Origin of the sequence: Streptomyces sp. NPDC004539, assembly GCF_040610055.1 — a bacterium.
Classification (GTDB): Bacteria; Actinomycetota; Actinomycetes; order Streptomycetales; family Streptomycetaceae; genus Streptomyces.
Genome location: NZ_JBEXLS010000011.1, coordinates 18553 through 37802 on the forward strand (window position 1 = coordinate 18553; position 19250 = coordinate 37802).

Here is a 19250-nt window from a genome sequence, read left to right on the forward strand (position 1 = left end):
GCCGCTCACGGGGTGACCTCCCGGCTGTCCTCCAGGGCTTTGCGGGCGTACGTCACGTACCTCGCGAAGACCTCCGGGCGGGCGGCGCGGGTGATGTCCAGCACCGGGGAGTCGGCTCGGCGGACGCCGGGGAGGTAGGGGGAGGTACGGCAGCGGCCTGTCGTGCCGTCGGGGTCGACCAGCGAGAGGTATCCCGTGGGGAGCTGCCGGGTGTAGCGGACCGCCATCCGTCCCGGGTGTCCCTCCGCCGCGAAGTCCGCCGCGACCCGGGAGAGTTGGCGTGCCGCCTCGGCGGCTCGGGCGGGGATTCCGGAGTCACCGAGACTGTCCGCGTACGCGGCGAGGAGTGGGGAGTCGGGGTCGGCGACGAGGTAGGTGATGTGCACGCCTCGGCGGAGCAACTGGCGTACGGGGTCGGTGAAGTCGTGTTCGGGGCGGGAGACGAAGAGGCCGGTGAGGCTGCGGAGGGTGATGCCCACTTCGATGATCTCGGTGCGGGTGTCGGCGATGAACGCGGTCTTCTCGGCGGGGGCCGGGCGGCCGTGGGCGTGGACACGCAGGCCGCCGGAGCCGTCTCGGGCGTCCAGCGCCTCCGCCGACGTGGCTCTGTGGGGTTTGGTTCGCCCCCGCCGCCCCTACCCGTCCCGTCCTGAAGGGGCTGTGCCCCTTCCACCCCCTTCGCCCAAGGGGGTGGGGGCCTTGTTTGTGGGCGAGTGCGGGTGGTTTTGGGTTGAGCGCGCAGTTCCCCGCGCCCCTGGAGGGGGGGAAGGGGCCTTCGGCCCTCCCCCCCTCCCCCGCCCGGTTCGGGGGCGGGTTTGGTTCCTGGTGGGGATTACTTGTTCTTGGCCTCTGACCACTTGTGTTGTTCGGCCACGTTCGACTTCAGTTCCGTCAGTTGGATCGCCACCGCGCTCGGGGCCGTGCCGCCCCGGCCGTTGCGGGAGGCGAGGGCGCCGGGGACGTTGAGGACGGTGCGGACGTCGGGGGTGAGGTGGGGGGAGATCTTGGCGAATTCGGTGTCGGTGAGGTCGTTGAGTTCCTTGGACTGGGACTCCGCCTCCTTGACGCACTCGCCGGCGACCTCGTGGGCCACGCGGAAGGGGACGCCCTGTTTGACGAGCCATTCCGCGATGTCCGTGGCCAACGAGAAGCCTGCCGGGGCGAGTTCTTCCATGCGGTCGCGGTGGATCGTCAGGGTGGCGATCATGCCGGTGAAGGCCGGGAGGAGGACTTCGAGCTGGTCGCAGGAGTCGAAGACGGGCTCCTTGTCCTCCTGGAGGTCGCGGTTGTAGGCGAGGGGGAGCGCCTTCAGGGTGGCGAGGAGGCCCGTGAGGTTGCCGATCAGGCGGCCCGACTTGCCGCGCGCCAGCTCCGCGATGTCCGGGTTCTTCTTCTGGGGCATGATCGACGAGCCCGTGGAGAACGCGTCGTGGAGGGTGACGAAGGAGAACTCCTTCGTGTTCCAGATGATGATCTCCTCGGCGATCCGGGAGAGGTTGATCCCGATCATCGCCGTGACGAAGGCGAACTCGGCGACGAAGTCACGGGACGCCGTGCCGTCGATGGAGTTGCCGACGCTGCCGCCCTCGAACCCGAGGTCCGCCGCGACCGACTCGGGGTCGAGCCCGAGGCTGCTGCCGGCGAGCGCGCCGGAGCCGTACGGGGAGACGGCCGTACGGTCGTCCCACTGCCGCAGGCGCTCGGCGTCGCGGGACAGCGGCTGGACGTGGGCCAGCAAGTGGTGGGCGAACAGGACCGGTTGGGCGTGCTGGAGGTGCGTGCGGCCGGGCATCGCGACGTCCGGGTGGGCCTCCGCGAGACCGATCAGCGCGTCCTGGAGGTCGGCGATGAGGCCGCCGATGATCCGGGCGTGGTCGCGCAGGTACATCCGGAAGAGGGTCGCGACCTGGTCGTTGCGGGAGCGGCCCGCGCGGAGCTTGCCGCCGAGGTCGGGGCCGAGACGCTCCAGCAGGCCGCGCTCCAGGGCGGTGTGGACGTCCTCGTCCGCGATCGTGCCGACGAAGGAGCCGTCGGCGACATCCGCTTCGAGCTGGTCCAACCCGGCGATCATGCGCGTGAGTTCGTCGGCCGTGAGCAGGCCCGCCTTGTGCAGGACGCGCGCGTGGGCGCGGGAGCCCGCGATGTCGTAGGGCGCGAGCCGCCAGTCGAAGTGGACGGACGCGGACAGCTTCGCCAGGGCCTCGGCGGGACCGTCGGCGAAACGGCCGCCCCAGAGCCGTACGTCACCGCTGTTGCTGCTCACTGCACTTGCTCCTCAGAAGTCCGGATGTACGACCGCCTCCCCCACCGGACACCGGTCGGGGAGGCGGTCGCTGTCACGCTATCGGTTACGCGAGGTCCACATCAGGCTCCGCCTGTAAGGTCACGGCGCGCGGCGATCTTCGACGACAGGCTGTAGATGTCGATGAAGCCCTTGGCGGCGGCCTGGTCGAACGAGTCGCCGGTGTCGTACGTCGCCAGGTTGAAGTCGTAGAGCGACGTGTCGGAGCGCCGGCCCGTGACGACCGCGCGACCGCCGTGGAGGGTCATCCGGATGTCGCCGTTGACGTGCTGGCTGGCCTCGTCGATGAAACCGTCCAGGGCGCGCTTGAGCGGGGAGAACCACTGGCCGTCGTAGACCAGTTCGCCCCAGCGCTGCTCGACCTGCCGCTTGTAGCGGGCGAGTTCACGCTCGACGGTGACGTTCTCCAGCTCCTGGTGGGCCGTGATGAGGGCGATCGCGCCCGGAGCCTCGTACACCTCGCGGGACTTGATGCCGACGAGACGGTCCTCGACCATGTCGATCCGGCCGATGCCCTGGGCGCCGGCGCGCTCGTTGAGCTGCTGGATGGCCTGGAGGACGGTGACGGGCTTGCCGTCGATGGCGACCGGGACGCCCGCCTTGAACGAGATGACCACCTCGTCGGCGTCGCGGGCGACGGCCGGGTTCTGGGTGTACTCGTAGATGTCCTCGATCGGGGCGTTCCAGATGTCCTCCAGGAAGCCCGTCTCGACCGCGCGCCCGAAGACGTTCTGGTCGATGGAGTAGGGGGACTTCTTGGTGGTCGCGATCGGGAGGTTCTTCTCCTCGCAGAACGCGATCGCCTTGTCACGGGTCATCGCGTAGTCGCGGACCGGGGCGATGCACTTGAGGTCGGGGGCGAGGGCGACGATGCCGGCCTCGAAGCGGACCTGGTCGTTGCCCTTGCCGGTGCAGCCGTGGGCGACGGTCGTGGCGCCGTGCTTCTGGGCGGCGGCGACGAGGTGCTTGACGATCGTCGGCCGCGAGAGCGCGGAGACCAGCGGGTAGCGGTCCATGTAGAGGGCGTTGGCCTTGATCGCGGGGAGGCAGTACTCCTCGGCGAACTCGTCCTTCGCGTCGGCCACTTCGGCCTCGACGGCGCCGCACGCGAGGGCGCGCTTGCGGATGACGTCCAGGTCCTCGCCACCCTGGCCGACGTCGACCGCAACGGCGATGACCTCGGCGCCCGTCTCCTCGGCGATCCAGCCGATGGCGACGGAGGTGTCCAATCCGCCTGAGTAGGCGAGTACGACGCGCTCGGTCACGGGTTTCTCCTCACAGTGCATTCGCTGACATGCATGAGTATGCAGCACTCTGCATGATTCGTCAATCCGGGGGTTCGGGGGTGGGAGCGGGGGCGGGAGCGGGCGGCGTCCGGCGTTCACTCACCTGATCGGGTTGTGAAGATCTCTTGAGCCACGTTTGAGGAGGCGTTGAACAACAGCAACCGCTTGCTCGTACTTCCCGTCGAACGCAGGCGCCGCGTTGAACACCCACTTCCTGACCCAAGTGAGGCATCTCCATGTCCAGGGCTCTCCCCAAGTACAACAAGCGTCGCGTCGGCCTCATCGGTGGCGCCGCCGCGGTCGTGCTGTCCGGCGCCGTCATCGCCGGCACCGCCCTCGCCGGGCAGGACTCGTCCGACAACACCACCACGAACGCCAAGACCCTCGCGGCGAGCCCCGGCACGATCAGCTGCCCGGACGTCGCCTCGCAGCTCCCCGCGATCCCCGCGTCCGCCCAGGCCGAGGTCACCCGCAACCTCCAGCTCCTCCAGACGCAGATCCAGGAAGCCAACACCCGCCTGGTCAACACGGTCGGCCAGGGCGGCCCCAACTTCGTCCAGAACGCGATCGTCGGCCCGCTGAAGGACAAGCGTGTCGCCACGATCAACCGCATCGCGACGGCCATCGGCCGCACCGCCGCCAAGCCGGTCGGCCTTGACGCGCTGGCGCCGTGCAGCGTGGGCAACGCGGGGACGAACGCGGGCGGGAACACGGGGAACGCCGGTAACACGGGGAACACCGGTAATGCCGGGAACACGGGCAACACCGGGAACACGGGCAACAACAACGCCGGTAACAACAACGGCAACGCGGGCAACAACAACGGGAACGCCGGTAACGCGGCCGGTGTCGGCACGATCTCGTGCCCGGACGTCGCCTCGCAGCTCCCCGCGATCCCCGCGACCGCGCAGGCCGAGGTCACCCGCAACCTCCAGCTCCTCCAGACGCAGATCCAGGAAGCCAACACCCGCCTGGTCAACACCGTCGGCCAGGGCGGCCCGAACTTCGTCCAGAACGCGATCGTCGGCCCGCTGAAGGACAAGCGCGTCGCCACGATCAACCGCATCGCGACGGCCATCGGCCGCACCGCCGCCAAGCCGGTCGGCCTTGACGCGCTGGCGCCCTGCACGGTCAACCAGTGACGTGACAGGACGCAGTGGCCGCCCCGAGGAAACGCCGGCCGGGGCGGCTGCTGCCGTGTTCGGGGGTAAGTGGGTCGTGGGGCCGAGGTGTTGGCGGCGAGGGTGTGTGCGCCGGCACGCGTTCCCGTGGTGACCGTTGTGGTTGTGTGCGGATGTGTTCGATGAGTGACCGCGCGCCGCCCGGTGCCATCATGTTCCTCTGTTCGGGGAGGGGACGGGGACATGGCACAGGCGGCGCGCAGGGCTTTGCTCATCGGGGTCGGGCGAGCGCCCGAGACGGCCGGGGTGCTGGAGCCGCTGGAGGAGCCGGTCGGTTCGGATCTGCGGCTGCTTGAGGCGACGTTGCGGGCGTCGGGGTACGAGGTCGAGGTACTGCCCGACGCGGGGCGCAACCAGATCAGGCTGGCGATCGACGGGACGGCCCGCCAAGTACCCGCCGACGGAACGCTGTTGCTGTACTTCAGCGGGCACGGTCTACGGGTCGACGGCATCGACTACCTCGTCCCCGCCGACGCCATCGCCCCCTCCGACGGAGTGTGGAGCGAGCTGCACCTCGACACCCTGCTGCCGGCCAACATCAGCCCCCTGCTGCGGAGTTGCGAGGCCGGCACCGTTCTCTGGTTCGTCGACGCCTGCCGTACCGAACTCGAAGGCGACGGCGTCCAGTTCGCCAACCAGGCCGACAGCGGGCCGCCGCAGGGCGGGTTCGCCGTGATGGCGGGGTGTTCCGCCGGGGAGTACAGCGGTTACACGGGCGAGGGGAGTTTCTTCACGAAGGGGCTGGCCGAGGCGCTCGGTCCCATGACGCCGGCCCGGACCGTCGAGGACGTCCTCGCCGCCGCCCGCGCGGCGACCATCAAGTCCGCGCGGCGGCACAGGGTGCAGCAGACCCCCTGGTTCCGGTACGGGACGTACGAGGAGGACCGGACCAGGAAGACGGAGATCTGCGAGGGGCGCGCGCTGCTGGAGGCGTGGCAGGGGGCGGTGCGGGAGACGCCGTTGTGGGAGCACGTCCCTGCGGGTGAACGGGACGTTCTCGTCGGGGTGTTGGAGGAGTTCGCGGAGGACAGCGCCCGGGTCGTGCATCGCGCCCAGGAGCGGTGGGAGGAGGCCGATCCGTGGGTCGACGACGCCTTCCCCGTACGGGTGTTGCGGGACCGCCTGCCGGAACTGCTGCCCCCTGGGCTCGCGTTGTCCGCCGTCGAGGTGGTCGCGCTGGTCGCCGCGCCGTTCCTGCACGAGGTCGCGTGGGCGGAACGGGTGAGTCAGGCCGTCGAGGTGGGGCCGTACGACGTGGAGCGGCGGGGTGGGAGCGCGCATCGGCTGCACTACGAGCAGGTCGTCGAGCAACACGGGCGGATCGCGCGGAAGTTGGCGGACTGCCGGGCTCGGGGGCGGGTCGAGGACGTCGCCGCGCTGACCATGTGGCTGGTACATCGGTGGATCGCGGACCGGTTCGAGACGGACGACGAGGTCGTACCGGTGGGGCCGGCCGTGGGGCTCGCGGAGCGGTTGGGGTTGGTGGCGGATCGGGCGCAGGATCTCGGGGAGTCGTTGCGGGCGGTGGCCTCGGGGGTGGGGGCCGAGGAGACGGTCGAGGGGTGGGGGCCGCGGCGGGTGCTGGTGCCGGGGAAGGGGCATCAGGAGTTGCGGGTGGGTGAGTTGGGGGCGTTGTTGCGGCTTGCCTCGCTGCTGGCCGTGGATGTGCGGGTGCTGCCCGATGTCGTCGCCGATCATCTCGCCGTCTCCGATGCGGTGTTGCCCCAGCAAGTGGTGGGGGTCGCGCGGGAGTTGAGCTGGCATCGGGAAGGGAGCGCGCTGCATCTCGACGCGTTGTGTCCGCATCAGGCTGTGCATGCCGCTCTCGCGGAGGTGGTCGAGGAGGCGGACCGGGTCGCCGGGCGGATCTCCGGGGGCGGGGTGCTGCTCGCGGAGGTGCCGGGGCGGGTGACCGATCGGGAGCTGCGGCCCTCCCGGGTCGGGGGGCGGGAGTCGTACGAGGTGCCGTTGCTGCGGTTCCATCTCGCGCAGACCGAGGTGCGGGAGTTGTTGATGGGCGAGCAACTCTATGGCGGCGAGCCCGAGTTGGCCCTTCGTGAGCTGTACCAGAACGCGATGGACGCCTGCCGGTATCGGGGCATGCGGTGGCGGTATCTGGAGAGTTCGGGGGCTCATCCCGTCGAATGGAACGGGCGGATCGTCTTCTCTCAGGGGGAGGACGAGCGGGGGCGGTATGTGGAGTGCCGGGACAATGGTGTGGGGATGAGCCGGGAGCAGCTCAAGCAGACGTTCACGCGGGCGGGGAGCCGGTTCGAGCGGTCGTCCTCTTTTCGGCGCGAGCAGTCGAAGTGGTTGCGGCATGATCCGTCGTTGCGGCTGTATCCCAACAGCCGTTTCGGGATCGGGGTGTTCAGCTATTTCATGCTCGCCGATGAGATGAGCATCGTCACTCGGCAGGTGAGTCCGAAGGGGATTCCTGCGGAGCATGCGCTGCGGGTGGATATTCCGAGCAGTGGGAGTCTGTTCCGGGTGCAGCGGCATGACGGGGCTGATGACGGGGTGGCTGAGGGGGGTACTCGGGTTCGGCTTTACCTGCGGGAGGATGAGCGGATTCGGGATCTGTCGTGTGTGCGGGTGTTGCAGGAGCTGGTGTGGGTGAGTGAATTCCGGGTCGAGGCGCGGGATTTGGGTGGGGTGGAGAATGTGTGGAGTCCGGGGGTTTTGCAGGCGGGGGCGCTTCCTTCTTTGGAGGCGGTTCCTGGGGAGCTGTGGTGGGTGGATGGGGGTGGGGCGATTCTCTGCGACGGGATCGCGACCGATCAGGAGCCGTTCGGGTATGTGGTGAATCTGAGTGGGGCTCGGGCCGGGAAACTCAGCGTCAACCGGAAGGAGTTGCAGGGGTATGACGCCGGGTGGGTGAAGGAGCTGTGGCGGAGGGGGGCGGGGGTGTTGCCCGGGTCGGCGTTGCTGTCGCTGCGGTGGATATGGCGGTTGGATCAGCGGAGTCCTGCGCTGGCGAGGGTGCTTGGCTCGGAGTGGCGGGGGGAGGGAGTACAGGTCGATGTGCCGGGGCGGAAGCCGAGGTCCTTGGACCAGGTTGGCTGGTTCCATCGGGACGACGCCCTCATCACGAACTCGAACTTGTCGACGGGGCACGATACGTACCTGCCCTGGCGCGTCAAGGTCTTCGGGATGTCACGGCAATTCCAGGACATGGCAGCACCGGCCAGCCTCGACGGGTATCCGGTTCCCCTTCCGGGAGACGCGGAGCTCGTTCAGAACGCCCCAGTTTCCTGGCATCGGGTACTGCACCGAGCAACCGCACAGGAGGCGCACCCGGAACAAGTGCAGCGTCGACTAAGGGAGTTGCGGATCGCGCACGTACACTACGCTCCCCTGCCGCACCGGGGGGAGACGGTGCCCCAGGCGTCGGAGAGCTACGCTCTCTTCCGGCTCTTCGATCCCAGCAGCGGCACGATGACCCAAGTAGCCGGCGGCGACGGCACCCTTCACTGGGGCTCCCTGCTCGCGCTCTCAGTCCGCTCGGCCCTCCCCCTCGGCGAACTGGTGCGGCAGCTCACGCCCTTCCAGCCCCTTCTGCCCTCGCCGTTGCCCGTGGTCCCGGAGCACCTCCAGGACCGCGTCTGCACGGACAGCGACCTCCAGCGGATCTTCCTCCGTTCCGGTCGGTCCGGCTGGGCTCTACCCACCACACTCATGGGCCTGGAACAGGTCGCCCAAAACACCGGCGCGAGCGTGCCGGAAGTGCACCACGCGCTCGCCGAGTTCTCCTGGCTGGGCTGGACGGTGCCGCTGACCGAGGTAGTGCGTCGCTGGCCCTCCCTCGATGAGGATCTCCGGGACGTGGTGGGGATTTTCGTCCGGGAGGATCTGCTGCCCTGGGCGGCGACGGTGGACTTCGCCGACACCCTGGGCACTGACCTGTACACGGCGGAGGAACAACTCGCGCAGGCAGCCACGGATCTCGGCCTACTCCACGAACGCCGGTGCACCTCTGCGACCGATGCGCGGCCCTCGACGGACGCGGCCATCCTGGTTCGGCAACTGGCCTCCCTGGGTGTCCTCTTGGAGGATGGAGTGACCGCCGAGTCCCTTCACCTGGCCTGCGACGAGGATTCAGACATCGTGGATCTGGATCTCGCCGTGGACGATCTACGAAGTGTCGGCGTCAGGCTCCCGGACAACATCGCGATCGTCCTCGAATGGGACACTTTGCCTCTTCACGACCGCTACATCCTGTCCGGCAAGGAAGCCTCCCTGATCGAGAATGACTACCCCGCCTACGCCGTGACTTCTGCCGTCCTGTTCAACGCCGCGAACCGCCTCAATGAGACGCTGTCGGACGTTTGGGCGACAGCAGACACGTACACCGAACGCTTCGAATTCACGCTGCCTCATCTCCCCGCGTCCCTCGGCGACTGTCACCCGACCGGACACATGACGACAGCCCTGCTGGACCACCTCGACAACCCGAACCAGACACTCGGCACCCCGGTATGGAAGCCCCTACGCCCCCACGATCTGGCAACCTACGCACGCCGACGAGCGACCACCCCCGCCACAGCCCACGCAGAACTCCTCCCCCTCCGCGAACTCGGCGCCCTCATCCCCAACCTCACCCCCACCCAACTCGCCGCCCTCCCCACCCAAGTCCCCACCCAACACGACCTCCTGGCCCTCTCCGACTCCCACCGAGTAACCCCACCCACCTCCCCCCACACCCCCCTCGACCTCCTGAGCATCGCCGCCCGCCTGGGCGAACCCCTCCCCCGCACAGCCGCCCGCATCACCCCCTACCTCCCCCTCACCGAAACCCCCACCCCCCTCCCCGACCCCCCCGACCTCATCCCCCTCTGGCAAGACCTGGCCATCCTCAGCCGCCACCTCGACGGCCTGCTCCCCGCCCTGGAAGGCCAGGTCACCCAGGACCACATCACCCGAGCCGCGGAAGCGACCGGCATGACCGAACCCTGGGTCAGGGACCGCCTCTCCCAGTACGCCGGCATGTTCAGCCTGACCTTGGACCAGAAGACATGAGCACCCACGACCACGGCACTCCCTACGTCGAGACGCATGTAGGCGAGACAGCCACCCCCTTCACCCACCACACCTCCCCCGACGGCGAGACGGTCACCGTCCAAGGCATCTGCCCCCGCTGCCAGGGCCCCACCGCGTCCCCGCACGCCTACGGCCTCCCCGGCACCGGCACGAAGGGCATCTTCAGCCGCCGAGCCGCCACCCCCGCCCCCACCCCGGCGACCACCCTCGAATCCGTCCTCCTCCAGGAAACCCACTACTGCGAGTGCGGCCACCCCCACCCCCAACTCCCGGCGGACGTCGGCTTCGTGGGCTGCGGCGCCAGCTGGACCGTGACCGACCTCCAGGCAGGAACCCCCTGATGACAAGCCCGGTCGACAGACGCAACCGGCGTTGGGCCGAGCTGGCCAGGGAGCTGGAGTTCACGCAGCTTCCGGAGCTGCGCAGGCAGGCGGAAGGCTGGCGTTCGGGGCTCACAGGGCTGACGGCCCTGCTCGCGATCCTGGTCACGCTCAAGGGCGGGGACGACCTGAGCAAGGTCCCGACCTGGTCCCGCTACACCGCCGGCACCCTCGTCGTCACCGCGTTCGCCCTCCTGCTGACCGGCTCGATTCTCGCCGTACGCGCCGCGCACGGCACCCCGGACAGCCGGATGCTGCTGGCGGGCCAGGCGCTCCGCACCTGGACGCGGAGCGAAATCACCCGCGCCACCCGGTACATCCGCTACGCGACCTTCTGCTGTCTGGCCGGAATCACCCTGGCGGCGGCAGCCGTGACCGTCGTATGGGCGACGACGGAAGGGGAGGCGGCCCCGAGCCATCTGGTGCGGGTCGGCACGACCGTCGGCGACCGCTGCGGTGAACTCCTCGGCGCGGGCCGGGACGGCGTACGGATCAAGGTGAAGGGCGCCGGGGAGACGTTGCTTCCGGCAGCTCAGGTGCTGTCGGTGACCCCGGTGGCGGCCTGCGCCTCATGAGGGGCCTCACAAGAGGCGCACAGGAAGCTCCGTAAAAAGATCCGTAGAAAGATCCATAGAAAACTCCGCGCCGATACTCTCCAACCGGCTGAACGCTCTCCGCATTCGTCACGTACTTGTGGGCCAAGGGTCAAGTCCCACGGAGGAACCGTGACCACCACGATCGCAGGCGGACGTGCCGCCCGCCGCCAGACGATGCGCCGCATCCGCCCGCGCCGGTCCCCGGCCGTCCCTCTCCTGCTCGCCGTCTGGGCGGGTGCTGTGGGTGTGCTGTGGCTGTGGTGGGACAATACGCCGAACGTCGCCGACACCGACAGCATGATTCTCAACGCGGGCCGGATCACGGGCCTGTTGGCCGGATATCTGATGGCGCTCGTGGTGCTCCAGATGGCTCGGGTCCCCGTCCTCGAACGGTGGGTCGGCTCGGACCGGGTGGCGCGCTGGCACGCGATGAGCGGCCGGTACACGCTGTGCCTGACGTTCGCGCACGTCATCCTGATCGTGTGGGGGTACGCGCTCCAGGCGGGCAAGACCTTCGGCGACTTCGTCCAGCAGACCCTGGACATCGTCAACCAGCTCCCGGACATGGGCAAGGCGGCCATCGGCACGGGCCTGCTGGTCCTGATCGGCGTGGTCTCGGTCGGCGGGGTCCGCAAGCGGATGCCGTACGACACCTGGTACCACATCCACCTCATGACGTACGCGGCCGTGTTCCTGACGTTCTGGCACCAGCTCACCACGGGCAACGAGTTCGTCGTCAACTCGACCGCGAAGACGGTCTGGTACGGCCTGTACGGCGCCGTCACCGCGCTGGTGGTCTGGTACCGCGTCCTGACGCCGATCCGGCTGAACCTGCGTCACCGCATGTACGTCGAGGCGGTCGTCGAGGAGGCACCCGGCGTGGTGTCCGTGCTGATCGGCGGGCGCAAGCTGCACCGGATGGGCGCGGAGGCCGGCCAGTTCTTCCGCTGGCGGTTCCTCGCCCCCGGCATGCGGTTCAGCTCGCACCCGTACTCGCTGTCCGCCGCGCCGCGACCCGGCATGCTGCGGATCACGGTGAAGGCGAACGGCGACCACAGCATGGCCCTGCGCGGTCTCACGCCCGGCACGAAGGTGTGGGCCGAGGGCCCGTACGGCGCGATGACCGCGTCGCGCCGCAGCCGGGGCAAGGTGCTGCTGGTGGCCGGCGGTGTCGGCATCACGCCGATGCGCGCGCTGTTCGAGACGCTGCCGGGCGCCCCCGGTGACCTGACCCTGCTCTACCGGGCCAACAGCACCCAGGACCTCGCGCTCTGGGACGAGCTCGCGAAGATCGCCGACGAGCGCGGCGCACGGCTCATGTACGCCGTGAACAGCCCCGACGGCGAACGCCCCGACATCTCCGCCGAGTCCCTGGAGCGGAAGATCCCGGACATCGCCGAGCACGACGTCTTCATGTGCGGTCCGGGCGGGTTCGCGCAGTCGGTGTACGAGTCGCTGCGCGGCGCCGGGGTCCCGGCCCGCCGTATCCACCACGAGTCGTTCGAGATGTGACCATCGGGTCCGACTGCGGCACGCCACCCCCCACTTGACCTCTCCTTCCACGGATATCAGGAGCCCAGAAACAGATGAGGAAGAGCCACCCGCTTCGGCGTGTCGTGCTGGCCAGTGCCGCCACCGTGTCCGGGATCGTGCTGCTGCTGACGCTCAAGCCGTCCTCCGACCCCGGTTCGTCCTCGGCGCAGGCCGCCGGTACGGGCGCGTCGGCGCAGGAGGCGGCCCAGGGCGGTGCCGGCGCGCCGGTCACGGGCACGGTCACCGGGGACGCCGTCCAGACGCAGTTCGGGAACGTCCAGGTCAAGCTGACGATCGACAACAACCGGATCACCAAGGCGGAGGCCGTGCAGGCGCCGTCGGGCGGGACGTCGACGCAGAAGACCGCGGACGCCGTCCCCAAGCTCAACGCGGACGTCGTCGCCAAGCAGTCCCCGAACATCGACACGGTCTCGGGGGCGACGTACACCTCCGAGGGGTACAAGAAGTCCCTCCAGTCGGCCATCGACAAGGCCAACTCGGGTGGCGCGCAGGGTGGTTCGCAGTCGGGCGGCGGTCAGGCGCAGGCGTCCGGCAGCTTCACCGGGGACGCGGTGCAGACGCAGTTCGGTGACGTCCAGGTGCAGATCACCGTCGCGAACGGGAAGATCACCAAGGCGGAGGCGGTCAAGGCGCCGTCGGGCGGTACCTCGACGCAGAAGACCGAGCAGTCGGTGCCGAAGCTGAACTCCGAGGTCGTCGCGAAGCAGTCCGCGAACGTCGACACGGTGTCGGGCGCGACCTCCACGTCCGAGGGCTACAAGAAGTCATTGCAGTCGGCGATCGACAAGGCCAACGCCGGGTCGGCGCAGGGGGGTTCGCAGTCTTCCGGCAACCAGTCGGGGGGCGGCCAGCAGTCGGGCAGCGGCCAGCAGCAGCAAGCCTCCGGTACCTTCACGGGCGAGGTGGCGCAGACGCAGTTCGGTGACGTGCAGGTCCGGATCACCGTCGCGGGCGGCAAGGTCACCAAGGCGGAGGCCGTGAAGGCGCCTTCGGGTGGCACGTCGACGCAGAAGACCGAGCAGTCCGTGCCGAAGCTCAACTCCGAGGCCGTCACGAAGCAGTCCGCGAACGTCGACACCGTCTCCGGCGCGACCTCCACCTCCGAGGGCTACAAGAAGTCGTTGCAGTCGGCCCTGGACCAGGCCGGGATCTGACCCCGGTGCCGGAACCCTCCGAAGCTCCCGCCGCGGTACGTCATGTGGAAGAAGTCATGGGGACTGTCTTCTCCTTCGACGTCCGCGGCGGGGACCCCGCGCCGGTCCGTGCGGCCCTCGACGAGGCGGTGGCGTTCCTGCACCGGGTCGACGCGGTGTTCAGCACCTATCGCGAGGACAGTGAGATCTCGCGCCTCGCCCGGGGCGAACTCACCCTCGCCGACTGCTCCCCCGAGGTCACCGAGGTCCTCGAACTGGGCGCCGAGGCCGAGCGGTTGAGCGACGGCTGGTTCAGCATGCGCTACGAGGGCCGCCTCGACCCCACCGGCATCGTCAAGGGCTGGTCCACGGAGCGCGCGGCCCGCATGCTCGCGGCGGCCGACCCCACCGGCGTCAGCCTCAACGGAGGCGGCGACGTACAGCTCCTGGGCACCCCCGGCCCCGAACGCCCCTGGCGCGTAGGCGTGTCCGACCCCCTGCGCCCCGGCGGCCTCGCCGCGGTCGTATCGGCGGCGGGCGCCCCGGAGTTGGCGGTGGCGACCTCCGGCACAGCCGAACGGGGCGCCCACATAGTCGACCCGAAAACGGGCCACTCGGCGGTGACGGACCTGGTGGCGGTGACCGTTGTGGCCCCCACCCTCACCTGGGCGGACTGCTGGGCGACGGCGGCCTTCGCGATGGGTTCCAGGGAGGGCCTGGCGTGGCTGGAGAGCCTGCCGGACGTGGAGGCGTTACTGATCACGGCGGGCGACGAGGTCAGATGCACAGGGGGCTTGGCAGCACGGCTCGGCTGATGCAACGCGGGCGCGACCAGCCACATCCAACCCGCAGTCGGCCCACCACAGTTCCCCCCTCTTCAACTGCCGCTCTGAGCCAACCGCAGCAAATGATCCGCCAACGCCTGCCCCCCACTCGGCTCCCGGCTGATCAACAGCAACGTGTCGTCCCCGGCGATGGTCCCCAAGATGTCATGCAGCTCAGCCTGATCGATGGCGGACGCCAAGAACTGCGCGGCCCCAGGCGGCGTACGCAGCACCACCAGATTCGCGGACGCCTCCGCGGAGATCAGCAGCTCGGAGGAGAGCCTCCGCATCCGCTCCTCCTTCGCGGACTCCCCCAGCGGAGCGCGCGGCGTACGGAACCCCCCCTCGCTGGGCACGGCGTAGATCAAGTCCCCATCGGTGTTGCGGATCTTGACGGCGTTGAGTTCGTCAAGGTCCCGCGAGAGGGTCGCCTGCGTGACACTCAACCCGTCGTCGGACAGCAGCTTCGCCAGTTGGCTCTGCGACCGCACCGGCTCCCGGTTGAGAATGTCCACGATCCTCCGGTGACGCGCGGTGCGCGTCTGGGGAACGGCCGGCCCAGCGGCGGCATCACTCATCGTCGTCTCATTCTCCGCGTACGTCCCCGTGCACTGTGTCGAGGATGCCCGGCAGCCCCTGGAGGAACGCGGTCACCTCGTCGTCCCGCAGATTCAGCGGCGGCATGAGCCGTACGACGTCGGCGGCCGGCGCGTTGACCAGGAACCCGGCATCCTGGGCCGCCTGCTGCACCTGCGCGGCGTACGGCCCGGTGAGCACGATACCGAGGAGAAGGCCCGCTCCCCGGACATAATCGATCAACGGATGCCCGAGACCCTCGATCCCGTCCCGCAACCTCTCGCTCTGCGCCTTGACGTTCTCCAGCAACCCGTCGTTCTCGATCGTGTCGAGAACGGCGATCCCGGCGGCGCAGGCGACGGGGTTCCCGCCGAAGGTGGTCCCGTGGTGACCGGGCTGGAGCAGGTCGGCCGCGCGCCCGAAGGCGACGGTCGCGCCGAGCGGCAGCCCGCCCCCGAGCCCCTTGGCCAGTGTCACGACGTCCGGCAGGACGCCTTCGTGGGCCTGGTACTCGAACCAGTGCCCGGTCCGCCCGATCCCGGTCTGCACCTCGTCGAGGACCAGCAGCGCCCCGGTCGCGGCGGTGATCGCGCGCGCCGCCTTCAGGTACCCGGCGGGCGGTACGACGACCCCGTTCTCCCCCTGCACCGGCTCGATGATGACGAGCGCGGTCTCGTCGGTGACGGCGGCGGCCAGCGCCTGCGCGTCGCCGTAGGGAACGTGCGTGACGTCGCCGGGCAGCGGGTGGAACCCGTCCTGCTTGCCGGGCTGCCCGGTCAGCGCGAGGGCGCCCATCGTGCGCCCGTGGAACCCGCCGGTCGTGGCGACCATGTGCGTACGGCCGGTGAGCCGGCCGATCTTGAACGCGCCCTCGTTGGCCTCGGCGCCGGAGTTGCAGAAGAACACCTTGCCGTCGCGCCCGAAGCGGGCGAGGAGGCGTTCGGCGAGGGCGACGGGCGGTTCGGCGACGAAGAGGTTGGAGACGTGCCCGAGGGACGCGATCTGCGTGGAGACGGCCTCGACGATCGCCGGGTGGGCGTGGCCGAGCGCGTTGACGGCGATGCCGCCGACGAGGTCGAGGTACTCGTTGCCGTCGGCGTCCCACACCTGGGCGCCGGCGCCGCGCACGAGGGGCAGCCGGGGGGTGCCGTAGTTGTTCATGAGCGAGCCCTGCCAGCGGGCGGTCAGCTCCTGGTTGCCGGTCATTCCGAGTCCCCCTTCTGTTCGTCGGATACAGCCTCGTCGGATACGGCTTCGTCGGGCACGACCATCGTGCCGATCCCGTCATCCGTGAAGATCTCCAGCAGGATGGAGTGCTGGACGCGGCCGTCGATGACGCGCGCGGTCTGCACGCCGCCGCGCACCGCGTGCAGGCAGCCCTCCATCTTGGGGACCATGCCGGAGCTCAACTCCGGCAGCAGCTTCTCCAGTTGGGAGGCCGTGAGGCGGCTGATCACCTCGTCGGAGTTCGGCCAGTCCTCGTAGAGTCCCTCGACGTCGGTGAGGACGACGAGGGTTTCGGCGCCCAGTGCCGCAGCGAGTGCCGCAGCCGCCGTATCAGCATTGACGTTGTAGACATGTCCGTCGTCCTCGCTGCGGGCGATCGAGGAGACGACCGGGATACGGCCGTCGGCGAGCAGCGCCTCGATGGCGCCGGTGTCGATCGCGGTGATCTCACCGACCCGGCCGATGTCGACCAGTTCGCCGTCGATCTCGGGGCGGTGCTTGGTCGCGGTGATGGTGTGGGCGTCCTCGCCGGTCAACCCGACGGCGAGCGGCCCGTGTTGGTTGAGGAGGCCGACGAGTTCGCGCTGGACCTGTCCGGCGAGGACCATGCGGACGACGTCCATGGCGTCCTCGGTGGTGACGCGCAGGCCGGCCTTGAACTCGCTGACGATGCCGTGCTTCTCGAAGGCGGCGTTGATCTGCGGTCCGCCGCCGTGCACGACGACCGGTTTGAGGCCGGCGTGGTGGAGGAAGACGACGTCCTGTGCGAACGCGGCCTTCAACCCCTCGTCGACCATGGCGTTCCCGCCGAACTTGATGACGACCGTCTTGCCGTTGTGCCGGGTGAGCCAGGGCAGCGCCTCGATGAGGATCTGCGCCTTCGGCAGCGCCTTGTGCTTCCGTGTCTCGCTCATGAGGAGTACGCGCTGTTCTCGTGTACGTAGTCGGCGGTGAGGTCGTTGGTCCAGATCGTCGCGGTCTCGGTGCCGGCGGAGAGGTCGGCGACGATGTGCACCTCGCGGTAGCGCATGTCGACCTTCTCGCGGTCCTCGCCGACGCCGCCGTTCTTGCAGACCCAGACGCCGTTGATGGCGACGTTCAACTCGTCGGCCTCGAAGGCGGCTCGCGTGGTGCCGATGGCGGACAGGACGCGGCCCCAGTTGGGGTCCTCGCCGTGGATGGCGCACTTGAGGAGGTTGTTGCGGGCGATGGAGCGGCCGACCTCGACGGCGTCGTCCTCGGTCGCCGCGTTGACGACCTCGATCTTGATGTCCTTGCTGGCGCCCTCGGCGTCCCGGATGAGCTGCTGGCCGAGGTCGTCGCAGACCTGGCGGACGGCTTCCGCGAACTCGGCGTACTCCGGGGTGACTTCGGAGGCGCCGGAGGCGAGGAGGAGGACGGTGTCGTTGGTCGACATGCAGCCGTCGGAGTCGACGCGGTCGAAGGTGGTCCGGGTCGCGTCGCGCAGCGCCTTGTCCAGCAGGTCGCTCGGGACGTCCGCGTCGGTGGTGACGACGACCAGCATGGTGGCGAGGCCCGGTGCGAGCATGCCCGCGCCCTTGGCCATGCCGCCGACGGTCCAGCCGTCCTTCGTGACGACGGACGTCTTGTGGACGGTGTCGGTGGTCTTGATGGCGATGGCGGCCTTCTCGCCGCCGTGCTCGGACAGTTGGGCAGCCGCCGCCTCGACTCCCGGGAGGAGCTTGTCCATCGGGAGCAGGACACCGATGAGTCCCGTGGAGCAGACGGCCACTTCGCCCGCGCCGACGTTCAGGGCCTCGGCGACCTTCTCGGCGGTCGCGTGCGTGTCCTGGAACCCCTTCGGGCCCGTACAGGCGTTGGCGCCCCCGGAGTTGAGGACGACGGCCGTCAACTCACCGGTCGTCAGCACCTGCTGGGACCACAGCACCGGCGCGGCCTTCACGCGGTTGGAGGTGAAGACACCGGCGGCGGCGCGGCGCGGACCGGTGTTGACCACGAGGGCCAGGTCCGGGTTGCCGCTCTCCTTGATCCCGGCGGCGATGCCCGCCGCCGTGAATCCCTTTGCTGCCGTCACGCTCACGGTGCGACTCCGATCGTGGAAAGACCCAGCTCCTCGGGGAGACCGAGGGCGATGTTCATGCTCTGGACGGCACCGCCGGCGGTGCCCTTGGTGAGGTTGTCGATGGCGCTGATCACGATGATCCGGTCCACGGCCTCGTCGTAGGCGACTTGGATCTGCACGGCGTTGGAACCCTGGACGGACGCCGTCGCGGGCCACTGCCCCTCGGGGAGGAGGTGGACGAACGGCTCGTCGGCGAGGGCCTTCTCGTAGGCGGCGCGGACGGTCTCGGCGGTGACGCCGGGCCTGGCCTGGACGCTGCACGTGGCGAGGATGCCCCGGGACATGGGCGCGAGGGTCGGCGTGAACGAGACGGTGACCGGCTCGCCCGCCGCCGCGCTGAGGTTCTGGATCATCTCGGGGGTGTGGCGGTGGCCGCCGCCGACGCCGTACGGGGACATGGAGCCCATGACCTCGCTGCCGAGGAGGTTGGTCTTGGGGGCCTTGCCCGCGCCGGAGGTGCCGGAGGCGGCGACGACGATCGCCTGGTTCTCGGCGAGCCCGGCGGCGTAGGCCGGGAAGAGGGCGAGGGAGACGGCGGTGGGGTAGCAGCCGGGGACCGCGATGCGCTTGGACCCCTCCAGCGCGGCGCGGCCTCCCGGCAGTTCGGGCAGCCCGTAGGGCCAGGTGCCGGCGTGCGGGGAGCCGTAGAACTTCTCCCAGTCGCCGGCCTCCTTGAGCCGGAAGTCGGCGCCCATGTCGACGACCAGGACGTCCGGGCCGAGCTGTTCGGCGACGGCGGCGGACTGGCCGTGCGGGAGGGCGAGGAAGACGACGTCGTGCCCGGCGAGGGCGTCGGGCGTAGTCTCGGCGAGGACCCGGTCGGCCAGCGGCAGCAGATGCGGCTGGAGCGAGCCGAGGCGCTGTCCGGCGTTGGAGTTCCCGGTGAGCGTGCCGATCTCGACCTCGGGGTGGCCGAGGAGCAGGCGCAGCACCTCACCGCCCGCATACCCGCTCGCTCCGGCGACTGCCGCACGTACCACCATGAACTCCTCCTCCGAATGGCATGACTATACGTCTCGCTGCACGTTTATGCAATCGATCGCATAC

The 19250-nt window shown here is 69.5% G+C and carries 15 protein-coding genes; 7 read left to right on the forward strand and 8 right to left on the reverse strand.

The genetic code is table 11. The features are described from left to right. Positions 1-5: 5 nt before the first annotated feature. The 3 genes from ABZX85_RS22900 to ABZX85_RS22910 all read right to left on the reverse strand — a co-directional run bounded on the left by ABZX85_RS22900 (position 6) and on the right by ABZX85_RS22910 (position 3567). The gene (locus ABZX85_RS22900; protein ID WP_355871511.1) at positions 6-479 is read right to left on the reverse strand and encodes a hypothetical protein; all 474 of its coding nucleotides are present in this window, start codon (positions 477-479) and stop codon (positions 6-8) included. 353 nt (positions 480-832) lie between these two features. Next, positions 833-2263: an argininosuccinate lyase gene (gene argH, locus ABZX85_RS22905; RefSeq protein ID WP_355871513.1), complete on the reverse strand. Its 1431-nt coding sequence runs from the start codon at positions 2261-2263 to the stop codon at positions 833-835. Positions 2264-2364: 101 nt separating this feature from the next. After that, positions 2365-3567 (reverse strand): argininosuccinate synthase, encoded by a 1203-nt coding sequence (locus ABZX85_RS22910; protein WP_355871516.1) that lies wholly within the window; start codon positions 3565-3567, stop codon positions 2365-2367. A gap of 257 nt (positions 3568-3824) precedes the next feature. Here ABZX85_RS22910 and ABZX85_RS22915 point away from each other — a divergent pair, with 257 nt between their 5' ends. The 7 genes from ABZX85_RS22915 to ABZX85_RS22945 all read left to right on the forward strand — a co-directional run bounded on the left by ABZX85_RS22915 (position 3825) and on the right by ABZX85_RS22945 (position 14287). Then, positions 3825-4730 (forward strand): hypothetical protein, encoded by a 906-nt coding sequence (locus ABZX85_RS22915; RefSeq protein WP_355871519.1) that lies wholly within the window; start codon positions 3825-3827, stop codon positions 4728-4730. 222 nt (positions 4731-4952) lie between these two features. Continuing rightward, positions 4953-9788: a caspase family protein gene (locus ABZX85_RS22920; protein WP_355871522.1), complete on the forward strand. Its 4836-nt coding sequence runs from the start codon at positions 4953-4955 to the stop codon at positions 9786-9788. Next, on the forward strand, positions 9785-10150 hold the full coding sequence (locus tag ABZX85_RS22925; protein ID WP_355871525.1) for a hypothetical protein: 366 nt from the start codon (positions 9785-9787) through the stop codon (positions 10148-10150). The genes ABZX85_RS22920 and ABZX85_RS22925 overlap by 4 nt, the downstream gene beginning before the upstream one ends. Then, the gene (locus ABZX85_RS22930) at positions 10150-10764 is read left to right on the forward strand and encodes a hypothetical protein (RefSeq protein ID WP_355871528.1); all 615 of its coding nucleotides are present in this window, start codon (positions 10150-10152) and stop codon (positions 10762-10764) included. The genes ABZX85_RS22925 and ABZX85_RS22930 overlap by 1 nt, the downstream gene beginning before the upstream one ends. Before the next feature lie 150 nt (positions 10765-10914). Continuing rightward, positions 10915-12297 carry a ferredoxin reductase family protein gene (locus tag ABZX85_RS22935; RefSeq protein WP_355871531.1) on the forward strand — a complete coding sequence of 461 codons (1383 nt, stop codon included), beginning with the start codon at positions 10915-10917 and terminating at the stop codon, positions 12295-12297. A 74-nt stretch (positions 12298-12371) separates the two neighbouring features. Then, positions 12372-13493, forward strand: a complete 1122-nt coding sequence (locus tag ABZX85_RS22940) for an FMN-binding protein (RefSeq protein WP_355871534.1) — start codon at positions 12372-12374, stop codon at positions 13491-13493. A gap of 56 nt (positions 13494-13549) precedes the next feature. Then, on the forward strand, positions 13550-14287 hold the full coding sequence (locus tag ABZX85_RS22945) for an FAD:protein FMN transferase (RefSeq protein WP_355871537.1): 738 nt from the start codon (positions 13550-13552) through the stop codon (positions 14285-14287). A 62-nt stretch (positions 14288-14349) separates the two neighbouring features. Here ABZX85_RS22945 and ABZX85_RS22950 read toward each other — a convergent pair whose 3' ends face one another. The 5 genes from ABZX85_RS22950 to argC are packed head-to-tail and all read right to left on the reverse strand — an operon-like array spanning position 14350 to position 19186. Then, positions 14350-14874, reverse strand: coding sequence for an arginine repressor (locus tag ABZX85_RS22950; protein WP_355871540.1), 525 nt, complete (start codon positions 14872-14874; stop codon positions 14350-14352). 7 nt (positions 14875-14881) lie between these two features. Then, positions 14882-16078, reverse strand: coding sequence for an acetylornithine transaminase (locus ABZX85_RS22955; protein WP_355871543.1), 1197 nt, complete (start codon positions 16076-16078; stop codon positions 14882-14884). After that, positions 16075-17013, reverse strand: a complete 939-nt coding sequence (argB, locus tag ABZX85_RS22960) for an acetylglutamate kinase (protein WP_355871546.1) — start codon at positions 17011-17013, stop codon at positions 16075-16077. The genes ABZX85_RS22955 and argB overlap by 4 nt, the downstream gene beginning before the upstream one ends. Further along, on the reverse strand, positions 17010-18161 hold the full coding sequence (gene argJ, locus ABZX85_RS22965) for a bifunctional glutamate N-acetyltransferase/amino-acid acetyltransferase ArgJ (protein WP_355871549.1): 1152 nt from the start codon (positions 18159-18161) through the stop codon (positions 17010-17012). Before argJ ends, argB begins: the two co-directional genes overlap by 4 nt. Next, a complete protein-coding gene (gene argC / locus ABZX85_RS22970) occupies positions 18158-19186 on the reverse strand; it encodes an N-acetyl-gamma-glutamyl-phosphate reductase (protein WP_355871552.1) in 1029 nt (342 codons plus the stop codon). Before argC ends, argJ begins: the two co-directional genes overlap by 4 nt. Positions 19187-19250 lie beyond the last annotated feature (64 nt).

Excerpts from the sequence above, each read along its gene's own strand:
- ABZX85_RS22950 (WP_355871540.1), bottom strand. The coding sequence starts at position 14,874 with ATGAGTGATGCCGCCGCTGGGCCGGCCGTTCCCCAGACGCGCACCGCG.
- ABZX85_RS22955 (WP_355871543.1), bottom strand. The coding sequence starts at position 16,078 with ATGACCGGCAACCAGGAGCTGACCGCCCGCTGGCAGGGCTCGCTCATG.
- argC (WP_355871552.1), bottom strand. The coding sequence starts at position 19,186 with ATGGTGGTACGTGCGGCAGTCGCCGGAGCGAGCGGGTATGCGGGCGGT.
- ABZX85_RS22930 (WP_355871528.1), top strand. The coding sequence starts at position 10,150 with ATGACAAGCCCGGTCGACAGACGCAACCGGCGTTGGGCCGAGCTGGCC.
- ABZX85_RS22940 (WP_355871534.1), top strand. The coding sequence starts at position 12,372 with ATGAGGAAGAGCCACCCGCTTCGGCGTGTCGTGCTGGCCAGTGCCGCC.
- ABZX85_RS22945 (WP_355871537.1), top strand. The coding sequence starts at position 13,550 with ATGGGGACTGTCTTCTCCTTCGACGTCCGCGGCGGGGACCCCGCGCCG.
- ABZX85_RS22915 (WP_355871519.1), top strand. The coding sequence starts at position 3,825 with ATGTCCAGGGCTCTCCCCAAGTACAACAAGCGTCGCGTCGGCCTCATC.
- ABZX85_RS22920 (WP_355871522.1), top strand. The coding sequence starts at position 4,953 with ATGGCACAGGCGGCGCGCAGGGCTTTGCTCATCGGGGTCGGGCGAGCG.
- argB (WP_355871546.1), bottom strand. The coding sequence starts at position 17,013 with ATGAGCGAGACACGGAAGCACAAGGCGCTGCCGAAGGCGCAGATCCTC.
- ABZX85_RS22925 (WP_355871525.1), top strand. The coding sequence starts at position 9,785 with ATGAGCACCCACGACCACGGCACTCCCTACGTCGAGACGCATGTAGGC.